This is a genomic window from Stutzerimonas stutzeri (assembly GCF_038561965.1).
In the GTDB taxonomy this organism is placed as follows: Bacteria; Pseudomonadota; Gammaproteobacteria; order Pseudomonadales; family Pseudomonadaceae; genus Stutzerimonas; species Stutzerimonas stutzeri_AA.
On sequence record NZ_CP139348.1, the window covers coordinates 1,696,229 to 1,712,022 of the forward strand.

The window sequence follows — 15,794 nt, forward strand, 5'->3', positions numbered from 1 at the left end:
CCAGTCCGGGTCTGGGCAAGGCGTCGGCGCTGCTTACTCATAATCGCTTCAGTTCGATCAGCAGCCCGAGGCTGTCGTGATCGATATAGGTGAGTCGACCAGGCACCAGGCGCACCCGCTGTGTCAGGCGTTCGCTGGCGAGCAGCTGGCCGTAGTCGCCGAAACGGTTGATCCAGAACGTCACGTCTGTCTGCATATAACGCCCCGGCCGCAACTGCAGCACGCCCTGAATCGGATAGTGCTCGAAGTGACGTTGCCCCTGGTGCAACGCAATCGCCTTGCTGTTATCGGTTATCGGTTGTCGCCAGGCCCGATGCAGCAGTAGCTGATACCCAGGCTCGGCCGAGAGTCTTTCGGCGACGGCCTCCAGCACCGGCTGACGCTCTGCGCTGCGCTCCAGCATATGCGCGCCTTTGGCCCAGTCAACGGGCGCGCGTTGACTGGCCTGCAGCGGGGCATCGTGGCGAAACAGCAGCACTTCTACCCGATACAGCGCCTCGGCAAACGCCGGAGGCGTGCAGAGTGCCAGCAACAGCAGCAGCCAACGAACTGGCACCTAGGATCCCTGTTCGCTGGGCGCGAGTCGTTCAAGGAGCGCTTCCAAGGTGTTGAAGCGCTCTTCGGGACGCTCCATCGGTACCTGGAATTTGAACAGCGTGGCGCCCTCGAACTTGTAGCGCTTCGGCTGGCTCTGGATCAGCTTGATCAGCACCATCGGATCGACCGAGGTATCGGCCGAGAACTCGATACGCCCGCCCTGCGGGCCGGCGTCAATCTTGGTAATGCCAAGCTTTTCCGACTGCAACTTGAGCAGCGTCAGGCGTACCAGGTTCTTGGTCGGCTCGGGCAACAGGCCGAAGCGGTCGATCATCTCCACCTGCAGCTCTTTCAGACCGTCCTCGTCGGCGGCATTGGCGATGCGCTTGTAGAGAATCAGGCGGGCATGCACGTCTGGCAGATAGTCCTCCGGTATCAATGCCGGCAGGCGCAGGTTGATTTCTGGACCGCCGCCGAGCGGCTGCTCCAGATTCGGTTGTTCGCCCTTGCGGATCGCCTTGACCGCGCGCTCGAGCATCTCCATGTAAAGCGTGAAGCCAACCGCCTGGATCTGCCCGCTCTGACCCTCGCCGAGCAGCTCGCCGGCACCGCGGATCTCCAGATCGTGGGTCGCCAGGACAAAGCCGGCACCGAGATCCTGGGCATTGGCGATGGCTTCCAGACGCTTCTGGGCGTCGTCGGTCATCGCCTTGCGGGTCGGGGTAAGGAGGTATGCGTAGGCCTGGTGGTGACTGCGGCCGACCCGGCCACGCAGCTGGTGCAGCTGCGCCAGCCCGAACTTGTCGGCGCGCTCGATGATGATGGTGTTGGCGCTGGGCACATCGATGCCGGTCTCGATGATGGTCGAAGCCACCAGCACGTTGAAGCGCTTGTGGTAGAAATCGCTCATCACCTGTTCGAGGTCACGCTCGCGCATCTGTCCGTGGCCGACGGCGATACGCGCCTCCGGAACCAGCGCCTGCAGGTCGGCGGCACATTTCTCGATGGTCTTGACGTCGTTGTGCAGGTAATAGACCTGGCCGCCACGCAGCAGCTCGCGCAGCAGCGCTTCCTTGATCACGGTGTTCTGCTGTTCCATGACGAAGGTACGCACCGAAAGGCGGCGCGCCGGTGGGGTGGCGATGATCGACAGGTCGCGCATGCCGGCAATGGACATATTCAGTGTGCGCGGAATCGGCGTGGCGGTCAGCGTGAGGATGTCCACTTCGCTGCGCAGTGCCTTGAGTTGTTCCTTCTGACGCACGCCGAAACGGTGTTCCTCGTCGATGATGACCAGGCCCAGGTTGCTGAACTTGACGTCGTCCTGCAGCAGCTTGTGAGTGCCGATGAGGATGTCGATCTTGCCTTCGGCCAGCTCGGCAATAGCGCTCTGCACTTCCTTGGCAGATTTGAAGCGGCTCATTACCTCTACCCGCACCGGCCAGTCGGCGAAACGGTCGCGGAAGCTGTTGTAGTGTTGCTGGGCGAGCAGGGTAGTGGGTACCAGTACGCCGACCTGCCGCCCGCCATGTACGGCAATGAAAGCGGCGCGCATGGCCACTTCGGTTTTGCCGAAGCCGACATCGCCGCAAACCAGGCGGTCCATCGGCTTGGCCGAGAGCAAATCCTCGCGCACCGCGTCGATGGCGGCCTGCTGGTCCGGTGTCTCTTCAAAGGGGAAGCCAGCGGCGAAGGTTTCGTAGTCGACCTGCGGGTCCTTGAAGGCATAGCCCTCGCGTGCGGCGCGACGGGCGTAGATATCCAGCAGCTCGGCGGCCACATCGCGAACCTGTTCGGCAGCCTTGCGCTTGGCCTTCTGCCAGGTTTCCGAGCCGAGCCGGTGCAGCGGTGCCAGCGCGTCGTCGCTGCCGGTGTAGCGGGCAATCAGGTGCAGGCTGGCGACCGGCACATACAGCTTGGCGTCTTCGGCGTACTGCAGCAGCAGGAATTCCTGTGCCTGGCCTTCGATCTCCAGCGTGGTCAGGCCCTGGTAGCGCCCCACGCCGTGATCGATATGCACCACCGGCGAGCCTTCGCGCAGCTCGGTGAGGTTCTTGATGACGTTTTCGCCGCCGTCGCGGCTCTTCTCGCGGCGCCGGCGTTGCATGACACGCTGGCCGAACAGCGGGCTTTCCGCGACCAATGCCACGTCTTCCAGTTGCAGGCCTTCGTCGAGCGGGGCGATGGTGATCGCAAGCCGCTCCTGGCTTGCGAGGAATCCTCCCCAGCCGTCGACTTCTTGCGGGCGCAGCTTGAGGCGTGCGAGCAGTTCCAGCAGCACCTCGCGGCGCCCTGCGGACTCGGCGGTGAACAGCACGCGTCCTGCGTAGTCCTCCAGAAATTGACGCAGCTTGCCCAGCGGCTCGCTGGCCTTGGACTCGATGGCCAGCTCCGGAAGTGCCTGTGCGCTGAAGCGTTCACGGCCAATGCCTGGTTCCACATCCTGCTGGCTGGCGACTACGCGAGGCCATAGTTTGAGCCGCGCGAAGCAATCTTCCACCGGCATGAACAGCTCCGCCGGCGGTAGCAACGGCCGCTCGGGATCGACGCGGCGTTCCTCGTAGCGATTGCGTACGTCATTCCAGAACTGCTCGGCGGCCTGCTCGATGCCGGGCAGCGAGAACACCTGAGTGTCTTCGGGCAGGTAATCGAACAGCGTCGCGGTTTCTTCGTAGAACAGCGGCAGGTAGTACTCGATGCCCGCCGGGGTTATGCCAGTGGAGAGATCCTGATAGATCGGGCAGCGGCGGAAATCGACATCGAAACGCTCACGGAAACGGGCGCGAAAGCCGGTGACCGCCTCCTTCTTCAGGGGAAACTCGCGCGCTGGTAGCAGGCGGATCGATTCAACCTTGTCGATCGAGCGCTGGTTCTCTGGATCGAAGGTGCGCAGCGTTTCGATTTCGTCATCGAACAGATCGATGCGGTAGGGCAGGGGGCTGCCCATGGGAAAGAGATCGATCAACGCGCCGCGTACGGCGAACTCGCCGTGTTCGTAAACAGTGTCCACGCAGCGATAGCCGGCTGCTTCCAGGCGTAGTCGCATCTGCTCGACATCGAGCTTCTGACCCACATCGAGCACCAGGCTGGATCCGAGCAGGAAGCGCTTCGGCGCCAGCCTGTGTAGGGCCGTGGTTATTGGCACTACCAGCACGCCGTGGCTTAGCTCCGGCAACTGGTAGAGCGCGGCGATCCGCTGGGAGACGATGTCCTGGTGCGGCGAAAAAATGTCGTAGGGCAGCGTTTCCCAGTCGGGGAAATGCAGCACCGGTAGCCCGGGCGCGAAGAAGGCAAGCTCTTCTTGCAGGCGTTCGGCGCTTTGGCTGTCAGCGGTGAGGAGCAACGTGAAGCGTTTGGCGTTGCTGGCTGCTTCGGCAATCGCCAGGCTCAGCGCAGCTCCTGGAAGATTGCCCCAGTGTTGCTTGCCGCTGGCGGCAGGCAGAGGGGGAAGGCGCAAGACGGACACGAGTAGGCGTGGCTCCGATGGAAAAATAGGCCGCCGGGATTGTAACTATCGAGGCGCTCGGCTGTCAGTGTTTCGTCCGCTGCAGATTGCCGGCGCTAGGGTGCGCCGTCATAATGTAGCCCCTTTTCTCAGCCCCTACATGTTGGAAGGAACTGCCCGTGACTCAGAAGCCCGACCAGTGTCTTGGTGAATGGATTGACCGCGAAGCCCTCGCCGAAGCGATGATTCCGCTGATTGGTCAGCTGTATCGCAACAATAACGTGGTGACTTCGATCTACGGCCGTGGCCTGATCAATCGTTCGGTTATCGCCATCCTAAAGGCACATCGTTTCGCGCGTCACCGCATTGCCGACGAAACCGAGCTGTCGGTGCACGACACCTTCCAGATTCTCAAGACCATGAGCGAAATGAACCTGGGTGCCGCTTCGGTGGACCTGGGCAAACTAGTCGCCAAGTACAAAGAAGCCGGTAATGGCCGCAACCTCGAGCAGTTCGTGCGCGAAGAGCTGGCCGAAGTGGCCGACAAGCGTCTCGCTGCCGCCGGCCACAAAGGCACTGATGTCGTGCTGTACGGTTTCGGCCGTATCGGGCGTCTGCTGGCTCGCATCCTGGTCGAGAAGACCGGTGGCGGCGACGGCCTGCGCCTGCGTGCCATCGTCGTGCGCAAGGGCGCCGACAACGATCTGGTCAAGCGCGCCAGCTTGCTGCGCCGTGACTCGGTGCATGGTCCGTTCGATGGCACCATCACCATCGACGAAGAGAACAACACCATCACCGCCAACGGCAACCTGATTCAGGTGATCTACTCCAACGATCCGTCCTCGGTCGACTACACCGAGTACGGCATCGAGAACGCATTGCTGGTCGATAACACCGGTAAGTGGCGTGATGCCGAAGGCCTGGGTCAGCACCTCAAGTGCCCAGGTGTTGCGCGCGTCGTTCTGACCGCTCCGGGCAAGGGTGAGCTGAAGAACATCGTGCATGGCATCAACCATGGCGACATCACTGCCGATGACAAGATCATCTCTGCCGCGTCCTGCACCACCAACGCCATCGTGCCGGTGCTCAAGGCAGTGAACGATCAGTACGGCATCGTCAACGGTCACGTTGAAACCGTGCACTCCTATACCAACGACCAGAACCTGATCGACAACTTCCACAAGGGCAGTCGTCGTGGTCGCAGTGCTGCATTGAACATGGTGATCACCGAGACCGGTGCAGCCACGGCCGCAGCCAAGGCGCTGCCGGTGCTCAAGGGTAAGCTGACCGGTAACGCAATCCGCGTCCCGACACCGAACGTTTCCATGGCCATTCTCAATCTGAATCTGGAGAAGGCAACCGGTCGCGAAGAAATCAACGAGTACCTGCGCCAGATGGCCATGCACTCGGATCTGCAGAAGCAGATTGATTTCGTCAACTCGCAGGAAGTTGTATCCACTGATTTCGTAGGGTCTCGCCATGCCGGTGTGGTGGATGCAGAAGCAACGATCTGCAACGACAATCGCGTCGTGCTTTACGTCTGGTATGACAACGAGTTCGGCTACAGCTGTCAGGTAGTGCGTGTGATGGAAGACATGGCAGGGGTTAACCCGCCAGCCTTCCCGCGCTAAGCGCTGCGGGCGGTGATGCAAAAACGGGAGCCTCGGCTCCCGTTTTGCGTTTTTGCGCTGTAGCCGGCAATGCCCGCTTTCACGGATGAGCGCCCGGCTGGTCGACTCATAGCGCTCGCCGGTAATTTTGCTTCTCTTGTTTCGAGTCAAAAATCCGCAATGCTTGGGTGGTCAGTCAAGGTCCGTGACCTCTATAATCGGGCGGATTTTTTACCTGGGTCCGCGACATGGTGTCGCGTCGATAACTTATTGGCGCGCGCGGCGCAATCCTACTTTGCGCCATGCCGCTGGGCCTGCAAAAAAAGCTTTCTAAAATCAGTGGTTAGGCAAACCGATGATCAATATAAAACGAGGGCTTGATTTGCCCATAGCCGGTGCGCCGGCGCAGCGTATCGAGGCCGGCAGGCCCGTACGCAGCGTCGCCATCATTGGCTTCGACTATCCGACCATGAAGCCGACCATGGCTGTTCAGGTCGGTGATCGGGTTAAGCTGGGGCAGATCCTTTTTTCCGACAAGAAGTCCGAAGGCGTGCATTACACCTCGCCCGGCGCTGGTGTCGTCAGTGCGGTGCATCGCGGCGAGAAGCGCGTGCTGCAGTCGGTGGTCATCGACCTCGACGGCGATGAGGAAATTACCTTTGCGAGCTACTCGCTTGCCGAACTTGATGGCCTGAGCAGCGAGCAGGTTCGTGAGAATCTGCAGCAGTCCGGCCTCTGGACTGCGCTGCGCACGCGTCCGTTCAGCAAGGTTCCGGCTGTCAATGCCACGCCTGCTTCGATTTTCGTGACGGCGATCGACACGCATCCGCTGGCTGCAGATTCGACTGTTGTCATCGCCGAGCAGCCGGAAGCGTTCGAAGCCGGCCTCAAGGTTCTCACCAATCTGGCCAAGGTATTCCTGTGCAAGGCTCCGACTGCCTCGCTACCCGGTGAGTCCCTGGCAAAGGTTCAGGTCGAAAGCTTCAATGGTCCGCATCCTGCCGGGCTGGCTGGTACCCATATTCATTTCCTCGATCCGGTGAGTGCCAGCAAGAGCGTCTGGACCATTGGCTACCAAGACGTGATCGCGGTGGGCAAGCTGTTCACCAGTGGTCGTCTGTCGGTGGAGCGCGTCGTGTCGCTGGCCGGGCCGGTGGTGGAAAAGCCGCGTCTGGTGCGTGCCCGTCTCGGCGCTAATCTTGACGAACTGACCGCGGGCGAACTGCAGCCCGGCGCCAACCGTGTCGTCTCCGGCTCGCTGCTCGGTGGACGTACTGCCCATGGCGCGTTCGCCTATCTCGGTCGCTATCACCAGCAGGTTTCCTGTCTGCATGAGGGCAAGGAGCGCGAAATGCTCCATTACATGCGCCCGGGCGTCGAGAAGCACTCGATCCTCAACATCTATATCTCCAAGCTGATGGCCGGCAAGAAGTTCTCCTTCTCCACCTCCACCAATGGCAGCCCCCGTGCGATGGTTCCGGTAGGCAACTACGAAGAGGTCATGCCGCTGGACGTTCTGCCGACCCAGTTGCTGCGCGCCTTGATCGTGGGCGACACCGAGGTGGCGCAGAAGCTTGGCTGCCTGGAACTGGACGAAGAAGATCTGGCGCTGTGCACCTACGTCTGTGCCGGGAAGTACGAATACGGCCCGATCCTGCGGGACAATTTGACCCGCATCGAAAAGGAGGGTTAAGGCATGGGCATCCGCGCATTCCTCGACAAGATCGAGCATCATTTCGAAAAAGGCGGCAAGTACGAAAAGTGGTATGCACTGTACGAAGCAGCCGACACCTTCCTCTATCGTCCCGGTAGTGTCACCAAGACCACCGCTCACGTGCGCGACGGCATCGACCTCAAGCGCATGATGATCACCGTCTGGATGTGCACCTTCCCGGCGATGTTCTTCGGTATGTGGAACACCGGCTACCAGGCCAACCTGATCTTCGCGCAGAGCCCCGATCTGCTGGCGGCGCAGGAGGGCTGGCGCTTTGGTCTGATCGGCGCGCTTGCCGGCTTCGACCCGAACAGTCTCTGGGATAACTTCATCCAGGGTGCAGCCTACTTCCTGCCAATCTACGCGGTGACCTTCATCGTCGGTGGGTTCTGGGAAGTGCTATTCGCTTCCATCCGCAAGCACGAGGTCAACGAAGGCTTCTTCGTCACCTCCGTACTGTTTGCCCTGATCCTGCCGCCGAGCATCCCACTGTGGCAGGTTGCACTGGGTATCAGCTTCGGTGTGGTGATCGGCAAGGAGATCTTCGGTGGCACTGGCAAGAACTTCCTGAACCCGGCGCTTACAGCACGCGCGTTCCTGTTCTTTGCCTACCCGGCGCAGATGTCTGGCGATGCGGTTTGGACTGCGGTCGATGGCTACGCTGGCGCGACTGCGCTGAGTCTCGGTTTCGCTGGTGGCATCGAGAATGTCCTCGCAAGCGGTATCACTTGGATGGACGCATTCGTCGGCACGATCCATGGTTCGATTGGTGAGACCAGTACGCTGGCAATCTTCATCGGCGGTGCGATCCTGGTCGGCAGCAAGATCGCCTCGTGGCGCATCGTCTCTGGCGTAATGCTCGGCATGATCGGTCTGAGCTTCCTGTTCAACCTGATCGGTTCCGATACCAACCCGCTGTTCGGTATGCCGTGGTACTGGCACATGGTCGTCGGTGGCTTCGCCTTCGGCATGATCTTCATGGCGACCGACCCGGTTTCGGCGTCCATGACCAATACCGGCAAGTGGGTGTTCGGCATCCTGATCGGTGTGATGGTCGTGCTCATCCGCGTCGTCAACCCCGCCTTCCCGGAAGGCATGATGCTGGCGATCCTGTTCGCCAACCTGTGTGCGCCGCTGATTGACCATTTCGTCATTCAGGCCAATATCAAGCGGAGGCTGGCACGTAATGTCTAGTCAGAAAGAATCCACCGTTCGCACGCTGACGGTAGCCCTGTTGGTCTGCCTGGTGTGCTCCATCTTCGTGGCCGGCGCCGCTGTGGCGCTTCGCCCGACTCAGCAGGAAAATCGCCTGCTGGACAAGCAGCGCAGCATCCTGGCCATTGCCGGCCTGGGTGAGGCTGGCATGTCCGGCAATCAGGTCAAGCAGTTGTTCGACGAGCGCATCGTTGCTCGCCTGGTCGACCTGGAAACCGGCAAGTTCAGCGACGAGTTCGAAGCGAAGACTTTCGATCCGCTTGCGGCCGCGAAGGATCCATCGCTCTCGAAAACCCTGCCGAGTGAGCAGGACATCGCCTCGATCAAACGTCGCGAGCGTTACAGCACTGTTTATATAGTCGAAGGCCAGGGTGAGGGCGAAATCGACACGCTGATCCTGCCGGTTCGTGGCTACGGTCTGTGGTCGACGCTATATGGCTTCATGGCTGTGCAGGGCGACCTGGATACAGTTGCGGGCTTCGGCTTCTACCAGCACGGCGAGACGCCGGGTCTGGGCGGTGAAGTCGACAATCCGAAATGGCGTGGCCAATGGCCGGGCAAGGAACTGTTCGACGACAACGACAAGCTGGCCGTGCAGATCGTCAAGGGCGGCGTAGATCCACAAAGTCCGCGCGCCATTCACCAGGTCGATGCCCTGGCCGGTGCGACCCTGACCAGCAATGGTGTCAACGCTTTGTTGCACTTCTGGCTGGGCGAGAACGGCTTCGGTCCATTTATCGCTAATTTGCGCGCTGGGGAGGCTTGATCATGTCGCAACCCACTGTCAAAGAAGTACTGCTCAATCCGGTCTTCAACAACAATCCCATCGGCCTACAGATTCTCGGAATCTGCTCGGCGCTGGCGGTTACTTCCAACCTGAACACCGCGTTGGTGATGTCGGTGGCGCTGACCCTGGTCTGCGCGTTCTCCAACCTGTTCATCTCGATGATTCGCAGCCAGATCCCGAACTCGATTCGTATGATCGTGCAGATGGTGATCATCGCCTCGCTGGTAATCCTTGTTGATCAGGTGCTCAAGGCGTACGCCTTCTCGCTGTCCAAGCAGCTGTCGGTGTTCGTCGGTCTGATCATCACCAACTGTATCGTGATGGGACGCGCCGAAGCCTTCGCCATGCAAAACCCACCGGTGCTGTCGTTCTTCGACGGTATCGGCAACGGTCTTGGCTACAGCGCCATGCTGATCGCGCTTGGCTTCATTCGCGAGCTGACCGGTGCCGGCAAGCTGATGGGTTACACCATTCTGCCGCTAGTGAATGACGGCGGCTGGTATCAGCCCAACGGCATGATGCTGCTGCCGCCTTCGGCGTTCTTCCTGATCGGTCTGTTCATCTGGGGCATCCGTGCCTGGAAAAAGGATCAGGTCGAGAAGCCTTCCTTCAAGATGGCGCCACAAGTCTCGAACAAGGAGGCTTACTAATGGAGCATTACATCAGCCTGTTCGTCCGCGCCGTGTTCATCGAGAACATGGCCCTGGCGTTCTTCCTTGGCATGTGTACCTTCATCGCGATTTCCAAGAAAGTGGAAACCGCGATCGGCCTGGGCATCGCGGTTATCGTGGTGCAGACCATCACCGTGCCCGCCAACAACCTGATCTACACCTACCTGCTCAAAAGCGGCGCGCTGGCCTGGGCCGGATTGCCCGAAGTGGATCTGAGCTTCCTCGGTCTGCTGAGCTACATCGGTGTGATCGCGGCTATCGTGCAGATACTCGAGATGACGCTCGATAAGTATGTACCGAGCCTCTACAACGCCTTGGGTGTGTTCCTACCGCTGATCACCGTGAACTGCGCCATCATGGGTGGCACGCTGTTCATGGTCGAGCGCGATTACAACCTGAGCGAGAGCGTGGTGTATGGCATGGGCTCCGGCCTGTCTTGGGCACTGGCCATCGCTTTGCTGGCCGGTATTCGCGAGAAGCTTAAGTACAGTGACGTTCCGGATGGGTTGCAGGGTTTGGGCATCACCTTCATCACCATCGGACTGATGTCGCTGGGCTTCATGTCTTTCTCTGGCGTACAGCTGTAAGGACGGGACGAACTGATGAGTTACGAAATTTTCCTCGCCATCGGTATGTTCACCGCCATTGTGCTTGCGCTGGTGGTGATCATCCTGGCTGCGCGCGCCAAGCTGGTTTCCAGCGGCGACGTGTCTATTGAAATCAACGGCGAGCGGACGATTACCGTGCCCGCCGGTGGCAAGCTGCTGCAGACGCTGGCCTCCAACAACATCTTCCTCTCGTCTGCCTGCGGCGGCGGCGGCACCTGCGCGCAGTGCAAGTGCATCGTCGAGAGCGGTGGTGGCGAGATGCTGCCCACCGAGGAGTCGCACTTCACCCGTCGCGAGGCGGGTGAGGGCTGGCGCCTGTCCTGCCAGACTCCGGTCAAGGCGGACATGAAGATCGAGGTTCCGGAAGAAGTATTCGGCGTGAAGAAGTGGGAATGCTCCGTCGTTTCCAACCCGAACGTCGCCACCTTCATCAAGGAGCTGACGCTCAAACTGCCGGAAGGCGAGAACGTCGATTTCCGTGCGGGCGGTTACGTGCAGCTGGAATGCCCGCCGCATGAAGTGCGTTACAAGGACTTCGACATCCAGGAAGAGTATCGCGGCGACTGGGACAAGTTCGACCAGTGGAAGTACGTATCCAAGTGCGACGAGACTGTGATCCGTGCCTACTCCATGGCCAACTACCCTGAAGAGCGCGGCCTGGTGAAGTTCAACATCCGTATCGCTTCGCCGCCGCCAGGCCGCGACGATATCCCGCCGGGCAAGATGTCGTCCTACGTGTTCAGCCTCAAGCCGGGCGACAAGATTACCGTCTACGGACCGTTCGGCGAGTTCTTCGCCAAGGACACCGATGCCGAGATGGTCTTCGTCGGCGGTGGTGCAGGTATGGCGCCGATGCGCTCGCATATTTTCGACCAGCTCAAGCGCCTGAAGTCCGAGCGCAAGATCACCTTTTGGTACGGTGCGCGCTCAATGCGCGAAGCGTTCTACGTCGAGGAATACGATCAGTTACAGGCGGAGAACCCCAACTTCCAGTGGCATCTGGCATTGTCCGACCCGCTGCCGGAAGACAATTGGGAAGGCCCGACCGGTTTCATCCATAACGTGCTGTACGAGAACTATCTGAAGGATCACCCTGCTCCGGAAGATTGCGAGTTCTACATGTGCGGCCCGCCCATGATGAACGCGTCGGTGATCAAGATGCTCACCGATCTGGGCGTCGAGCCAGAGAACATTCTGCTCGATGACTTCGGCGGCTAGCATGATCCGAGCGTCACTGCGGCCTGTCTTCGCTGTCGTGTACCTCCAGCCCGTCATCGCTGTCGCGCTCGCGACAGCCCTGACGGGCTGTTTGTTTCAGGACAAGGTCGAAGTCTTCACGGGCCCTACGATGGGTAGCACCTATACCGTCAAGTACGTACGTAGCGGCGATGTCCCTTCAAAGGAAGAGTTGCATGGCGAGGTCGAGGTCATTCTCGGCGACGTCGACAAGCAGCTTTCCACCTACCGCAGCGATTCCGACATCGAGCGGTTCAATGCGTTGCCAGCCGGTAGTTGCGAGCCGATGCCAGAGATGGTGCGTGAATTGGTCACAGCAGGCGAACAGCTATCAGCCGACAGCGAAGGTGCGTTCGATCTTACACTCGAGCCCTTGTTGAACCTTTGGGGGTTCGGTCCGCAAGGGCGTGGCGAGCGCGTTCCGTCGGCAGAGGATATCGAGGCGGCGAAAGCGCTGACCGGTCATCGGCACCTGCGTATTGATGGCGATCAGCTGTGCAAGGCGGTTGCTGTGCAGCTGGACTTCAACAGCATCGCTGCCGGTTATGCCGTGGATCGCGTTGTTGATCGTTTGAAGGCATTGGGCGTGCAGAGTTACTTGGTGGAAATTACCGGTGAACTCAAAGCGGAGGGTCGAAAGCCCGATGGCTCGCCCTGGCGTATCGCCATCGAGGCGCCCCGAGATGACCAGCGTGTTGCGCAAAAGATCGTAGAGCTCGATGGTCTGGGTGTATCCACCTCCGGCGACTATCGCAATTACTTCGAGCAGGACGGTCGGCGCTATTCGCACACGCTGGATCCACAGAGCGGCAAGCCGATCGAACATCATCTGGCGGCAGTGACGGTGATCGATAAATCGACTTTGCGCGCAGATGGATTGTCTACCGCGCTAATGGTACTGGGCCCTGATCGGGGTCTGGCATTGGCCGAGCGAAATGCGATTGCCGCTTTCTTCGTCGTCCGTGAAGGACAGGGCTTCGCAACAACGAGCACCAGGGCTTTTGATGAGCTGTTCGGTGCGGGAGTAGAGCAATGACTTGGTTATTGGTTTTTCTGGTGATGCTGCTAGTGGTTTTCGGCATGGCCATTGGTGTGATCATGGGGCGAAAGCCCATCGCGGGTTCCTGCGGTGGTATCGCCAATCTCGGCATCGAGAAGGAATGTTCCATCTGTGGTGGAAGTCGCGAGAAATGCGAGGAAGTGAACGAGGCGAAGAACGCGGGTAATACCGATCTCGCCTATGACGCCACCAAGCGCTGATTGTGAAGCGCCGATCTAGCGGGATATGTCGCACTGCCAAGTGCGACGTGCCCCGCTCGAGGACCAGCGCGGATGCCTTGACCATCGGCGAATTCGTTGACAGCAGCGGCGTAACCCGCTGCGTTTTCAGGAGTGTATATGGCGGTCTATAACTACGATTTGGTGGTGCTGGGTTCCGGCCCGGCCGGGGAAGGCGCGGCGATGAACGCCGTGAAGGCGGGACGCAAGGTCGCCGTGGTAGACAACCGGCCGCTGGTAGGAGGCAACTGCACGCACCTGGGCACCATTCCGTCGAAAGCCTTGCGCCATTCGGTGCGGCAGATCATGCAGTACAACACCAATCCGCTGTTCCGCCAGATCGGTGAGCCGCGCTGGTTCTCCTTTCCGGATGTGCTTAAAAGCGCTGAGAAGGTAATCAGCAAGCAGGTTACCTCCCGTACCAGCTACTACGCCCGCAACCGCATCGACACGTTCTTCGGTACCGCCAGCTTCTCCGACGAGCAGAGCGTGGAAGTGGTTTGCTTGAATGGCATGGTGGAGAAGCTCGTCGCCAGCCAGTTCGTCATCGCGACAGGTTCGCGTCCTTACCGTCCGGCAGACGTCGACTTCAGTCATCCGCGAATCTATGACAGCGACACCATCCTCACTCTGAGCCACACGCCGCGTCGGATGATCATTTACGGAGCCGGTGTGATCGGTTGCGAATACGCTTCGATTTTCAGCGGCCTGGGCGTGCTGGTCGATCTGATCGACAACCGCGAGCAGTTACTTAGCTTCCTGGATGATGAGATTTCCGACGCGCTCAGTTATCACCTGCGCAACAACAACGTGCTGATTCGTCACAACGAAGAGTACGAGCGGGTCGAGGGCTTGGAGAACGGCGTCATTCTGCATCTTAAATCGGGCAAGAAGATCAAGGCCGACGCCTTCCTCTGGAGCAATGGGCGGACCGGCAATACCGACAAGCTCGGTCTGGAGAACATCGGCCTCAAGGCCAACAGCCGTGGTCAGGTTCAGGTCGATGAGCACTATCGCACCGAGATCGGCAATATCTATGCCGCGGGTGACGTGATCGGCTGGCCATCGCTTGCCAGTGCCGCCTATGACCAGGGCCGCTCGGCCGCTGGCAGCATCGTCGAGAACGACTCCTGGCGCTTTGTCGATGACGTGCCGACCGGGATCTACACGATTCCGGAGATCAGCTCCATCGGCAAGAACGAGCGGGAACTGACCCAGGCCAAGATTCCCTATGAAGTTGGCAAGGCGTTCTTCAAGAGCATGGCGCGGGCGCAGATTTCGTTCGAGCCGGTGGGCATGCTGAAGATCCTCTTCCACCGTGAAACGCTGGAAGTGCTCGGCGTGCATTGCTTCGGCTACCAGGCTTCGGAGATCGTGCACATCGGTCAGGCGATCATGAATCAGAAGGGGCCGGCGAACAGCATCAAGTACTTCGTCAACACCACCTTCAACTACCCGACCATGGCCGAAGCCTACCGGGTCGCAGCGTTCGACGGCCTTAATCGGCTTTTTTGAGCGGCTCCGGCCGCCGGCCTGAGGCGGCTGGAGAAGGTGGCGACTCCCGGGATTGGCATTGGCCGAACCGGGAGAGCTTCTGATCAGGTAAAAACGATTCCGGCGGCTTCTTGGCTGCCGGATGTTTTTTAGCGTGTCGGGACTTTGCTGTCAGCTGCGCGCCAGCGTGCTGACCGCCAGGCCGGGATAATCGGTGATCAGGCTGTCGACTCCGAAGTCTGCCAGGCGGCGCATCAGCGCAGGCTCGTTCACCGTCCAGACCGATACCTTCAGCCCTTGCTTACGAGCTTTCTCCAGGCGCTCCGGCGTGCACAGCGTCCACTTCAATGCCAGTAGCTCACAGCCATACTGACGAGCCACCTTGAGTGGGTCGAGCCAGTTGTACTCGGCAACCAGGCCTCGGGATATCTCTGGAGCGAGCCGGTTCAGTGCACGTAGCACCTCGCGGGAACTGGACGTCACGGTAATGCGGTCGAGCAGTCGATGGCGTTCCGCCAGCTCCTTGATTGCCAACACCGTGCGCGCCGCGCGTACTCGCGAAGCGCTCTTGACCTCCAGTTGCCAGTGTTCGAAATCGCATTTCGCGAACAGCTCGCTCAGCCTGGGTATAGGGCAGGGCACCTTCCAGCCGGGTCCTCCCAGCCTTGCGTCGTAGCTGATCAGTTCTTCGGCGTCATGTTGAGCGACCTTGCCCCTCCGGCCGGTGGTGCGTTTGAGCGTCGGGTCATGAATGACCATCAGCTCGCCGTCTCGGGACAAATGCAGGTCCAGCTCGCAGCGGCGTACACCATGCTGCAGGCACTGTTCGAAGCCCACCAGTGTGTTTTCCGGCGCTTCGCCCTTGGCGCCGCGATGGCCATAGATAAGTGTCACGGCTGCAGGTCTTCCTTGGACGGTGATTGGGTGCGTTGGTGATGGCGCACGCTGTTGATGACCCGGTCGCTTTCGAAGTAAACGGAAAATTCCCGGTAGTCCCAGCGGCTGATCGGCGGTTGGCCGACTGCCGGCCGCTCCTCGTCGGCCAGACCAAAGCGATCTAGCACAAGATTCTTCGAATCGCCGCGGGCTGGCATCGGCATGTCCGACAGGCCTTGTTGGCCAACCGGAATGCGGATGTCTTCGGCAAAAAGGGCGGGGCTGAACGTCAATGTCAACAGCAGGGTCGCCAGACGGCGCAT

The 15,794-nt window shown here is 60.1% G+C and carries 14 protein-coding genes; 10 read left to right on the forward strand and 4 right to left on the reverse strand.

Going from position 1 to position 15,794, the window contains the following annotated elements:
- Positions 1-37: 37 nt before the first annotated feature.
- Positions 38-556, reverse strand: a complete 519-nt coding sequence (locus SM130_RS07780; RefSeq protein ID WP_102823534.1) for a CsiV family protein — start codon at positions 554-556, stop codon at positions 38-40.
- Positions 557-4,003 (reverse strand): transcription-repair coupling factor, encoded by a 3,447-nt coding sequence (gene mfd / locus SM130_RS07785; protein ID WP_102823535.1) that lies wholly within the window; start codon positions 4,001-4,003, stop codon positions 557-559.
- 158 nt (positions 4,004-4,161) lie between these two features.
- Here mfd and SM130_RS07790 point away from each other — a divergent pair, with 158 nt between their 5' ends.
- The 10 genes from SM130_RS07790 (at position 4,162) to sthA (ending at position 14,616) form a co-directional block, all read left to right on the forward strand.
- Positions 4,162-5,613: a glyceraldehyde-3-phosphate dehydrogenase gene (locus SM130_RS07790; RefSeq protein ID WP_102823536.1), complete on the forward strand. Its 1,452-nt coding sequence runs from the start codon at positions 4,162-4,164 to the stop codon at positions 5,611-5,613.
- A gap of 334 nt (positions 5,614-5,947) precedes the next feature.
- Positions 5,948-7,285 (forward strand): Na(+)-translocating NADH-quinone reductase subunit A, encoded by a 1,338-nt coding sequence (locus tag SM130_RS07795; RefSeq protein ID WP_102823537.1) that lies wholly within the window; start codon positions 5,948-5,950, stop codon positions 7,283-7,285.
- A gap of 3 nt (positions 7,286-7,288) precedes the next feature.
- Positions 7,289-8,500: an NADH:ubiquinone reductase (Na(+)-transporting) subunit B gene (locus SM130_RS07800; protein WP_102823538.1), complete on the forward strand. Its 1,212-nt coding sequence runs from the start codon at positions 7,289-7,291 to the stop codon at positions 8,498-8,500.
- Complete coding sequence (locus SM130_RS07805; protein WP_102823539.1) at positions 8,493-9,287, forward strand: Na(+)-translocating NADH-quinone reductase subunit C; 795 nt, start codon at positions 8,493-8,495, stop codon at positions 9,285-9,287. The genes SM130_RS07800 and SM130_RS07805 overlap by 8 nt, the downstream gene beginning before the upstream one ends.
- On the forward strand, positions 9,284-9,958 hold the full coding sequence (locus SM130_RS07810) for an NADH:ubiquinone reductase (Na(+)-transporting) subunit D (RefSeq protein WP_181019208.1): 675 nt from the start codon (positions 9,284-9,286) through the stop codon (positions 9,956-9,958). Before SM130_RS07805 ends, SM130_RS07810 begins: the two co-directional genes overlap by 4 nt.
- A complete protein-coding gene (gene nqrE / locus SM130_RS07815; protein ID WP_102823541.1) occupies positions 9,958-10,566 on the forward strand; it encodes an NADH:ubiquinone reductase (Na(+)-transporting) subunit E in 609 nt (202 codons plus the stop codon). The genes SM130_RS07810 and nqrE overlap by 1 nt, the downstream gene beginning before the upstream one ends.
- A gap of 12 nt (positions 10,567-10,578) precedes the next feature.
- Complete coding sequence (gene nqrF, locus SM130_RS07820) at positions 10,579-11,805, forward strand: NADH:ubiquinone reductase (Na(+)-transporting) subunit F (protein ID WP_181019217.1); 1,227 nt, start codon at positions 10,579-10,581, stop codon at positions 11,803-11,805.
- A gap of 130 nt (positions 11,806-11,935) precedes the next feature.
- Positions 11,936-12,859, forward strand: coding sequence for an FAD:protein FMN transferase (locus tag SM130_RS07825; protein WP_102823888.1), 924 nt, complete (start codon positions 11,936-11,938; stop codon positions 12,857-12,859).
- Positions 12,856-13,083 carry a (Na+)-NQR maturation NqrM gene (gene nqrM, locus SM130_RS07830; RefSeq protein WP_102823543.1) on the forward strand — a complete coding sequence of 76 codons (228 nt, stop codon included), beginning with the start codon at positions 12,856-12,858 and terminating at the stop codon, positions 13,081-13,083. The genes SM130_RS07825 and nqrM overlap by 4 nt, the downstream gene beginning before the upstream one ends.
- Before the next feature lie 138 nt (positions 13,084-13,221).
- Entirely contained in the window at positions 13,222-14,616 is a 1,395-nt protein-coding gene (gene sthA / locus SM130_RS07835; RefSeq protein ID WP_102823544.1) for a Si-specific NAD(P)(+) transhydrogenase, read from the forward strand.
- A 150-nt stretch (positions 14,617-14,766) separates the two neighbouring features.
- Here sthA and SM130_RS07840 read toward each other — a convergent pair whose 3' ends face one another.
- Both SM130_RS07840 and SM130_RS07845 read right to left on the reverse strand, forming a co-directional pair.
- Positions 14,767-15,489: a glycerophosphodiester phosphodiesterase gene (locus SM130_RS07840; RefSeq protein ID WP_102823545.1), complete on the reverse strand. Its 723-nt coding sequence runs from the start codon at positions 15,487-15,489 to the stop codon at positions 14,767-14,769.
- On the reverse strand, positions 15,486-15,794 hold the full coding sequence (locus SM130_RS07845) for a phosphodiesterase (RefSeq protein WP_102823546.1): 309 nt from the start codon (positions 15,792-15,794) through the stop codon (positions 15,486-15,488). The genes SM130_RS07840 and SM130_RS07845 overlap by 4 nt, the downstream gene beginning before the upstream one ends.

Bases quoted from the DNA above. Each gene is read 5' to 3' on its own strand.
- SM130_RS07795 (WP_102823537.1), top strand. From the start codon at position 5,948: ATGATCAATATAAAACGAGGGCTTGATTTGCCCATAGCCGGTGCGCCG.
- sthA (WP_102823544.1), top strand. From the start codon at position 13,222: ATGGCGGTCTATAACTACGATTTGGTGGTGCTGGGTTCCGGCCCGGCC.
- SM130_RS07845 (WP_102823546.1), bottom strand. From the start codon at position 15,794: ATGCGCCGTCTGGCGACCCTGCTGTTGACATTGACGTTCAGCCCCGCC.
- nqrM (WP_102823543.1), top strand. From the start codon at position 12,856: ATGACTTGGTTATTGGTTTTTCTGGTGATGCTGCTAGTGGTTTTCGGC.
- SM130_RS07825 (WP_102823888.1), top strand. From the start codon at position 11,936: ATGGGTAGCACCTATACCGTCAAGTACGTACGTAGCGGCGATGTCCCT.
- SM130_RS07805 (WP_102823539.1), top strand. From the start codon at position 8,493: ATGTCTAGTCAGAAAGAATCCACCGTTCGCACGCTGACGGTAGCCCTG.
- nqrE (WP_102823541.1), top strand. From the start codon at position 9,958: ATGGAGCATTACATCAGCCTGTTCGTCCGCGCCGTGTTCATCGAGAAC.
- SM130_RS07800 (WP_102823538.1), top strand. From the start codon at position 7,289: ATGGGCATCCGCGCATTCCTCGACAAGATCGAGCATCATTTCGAAAAA.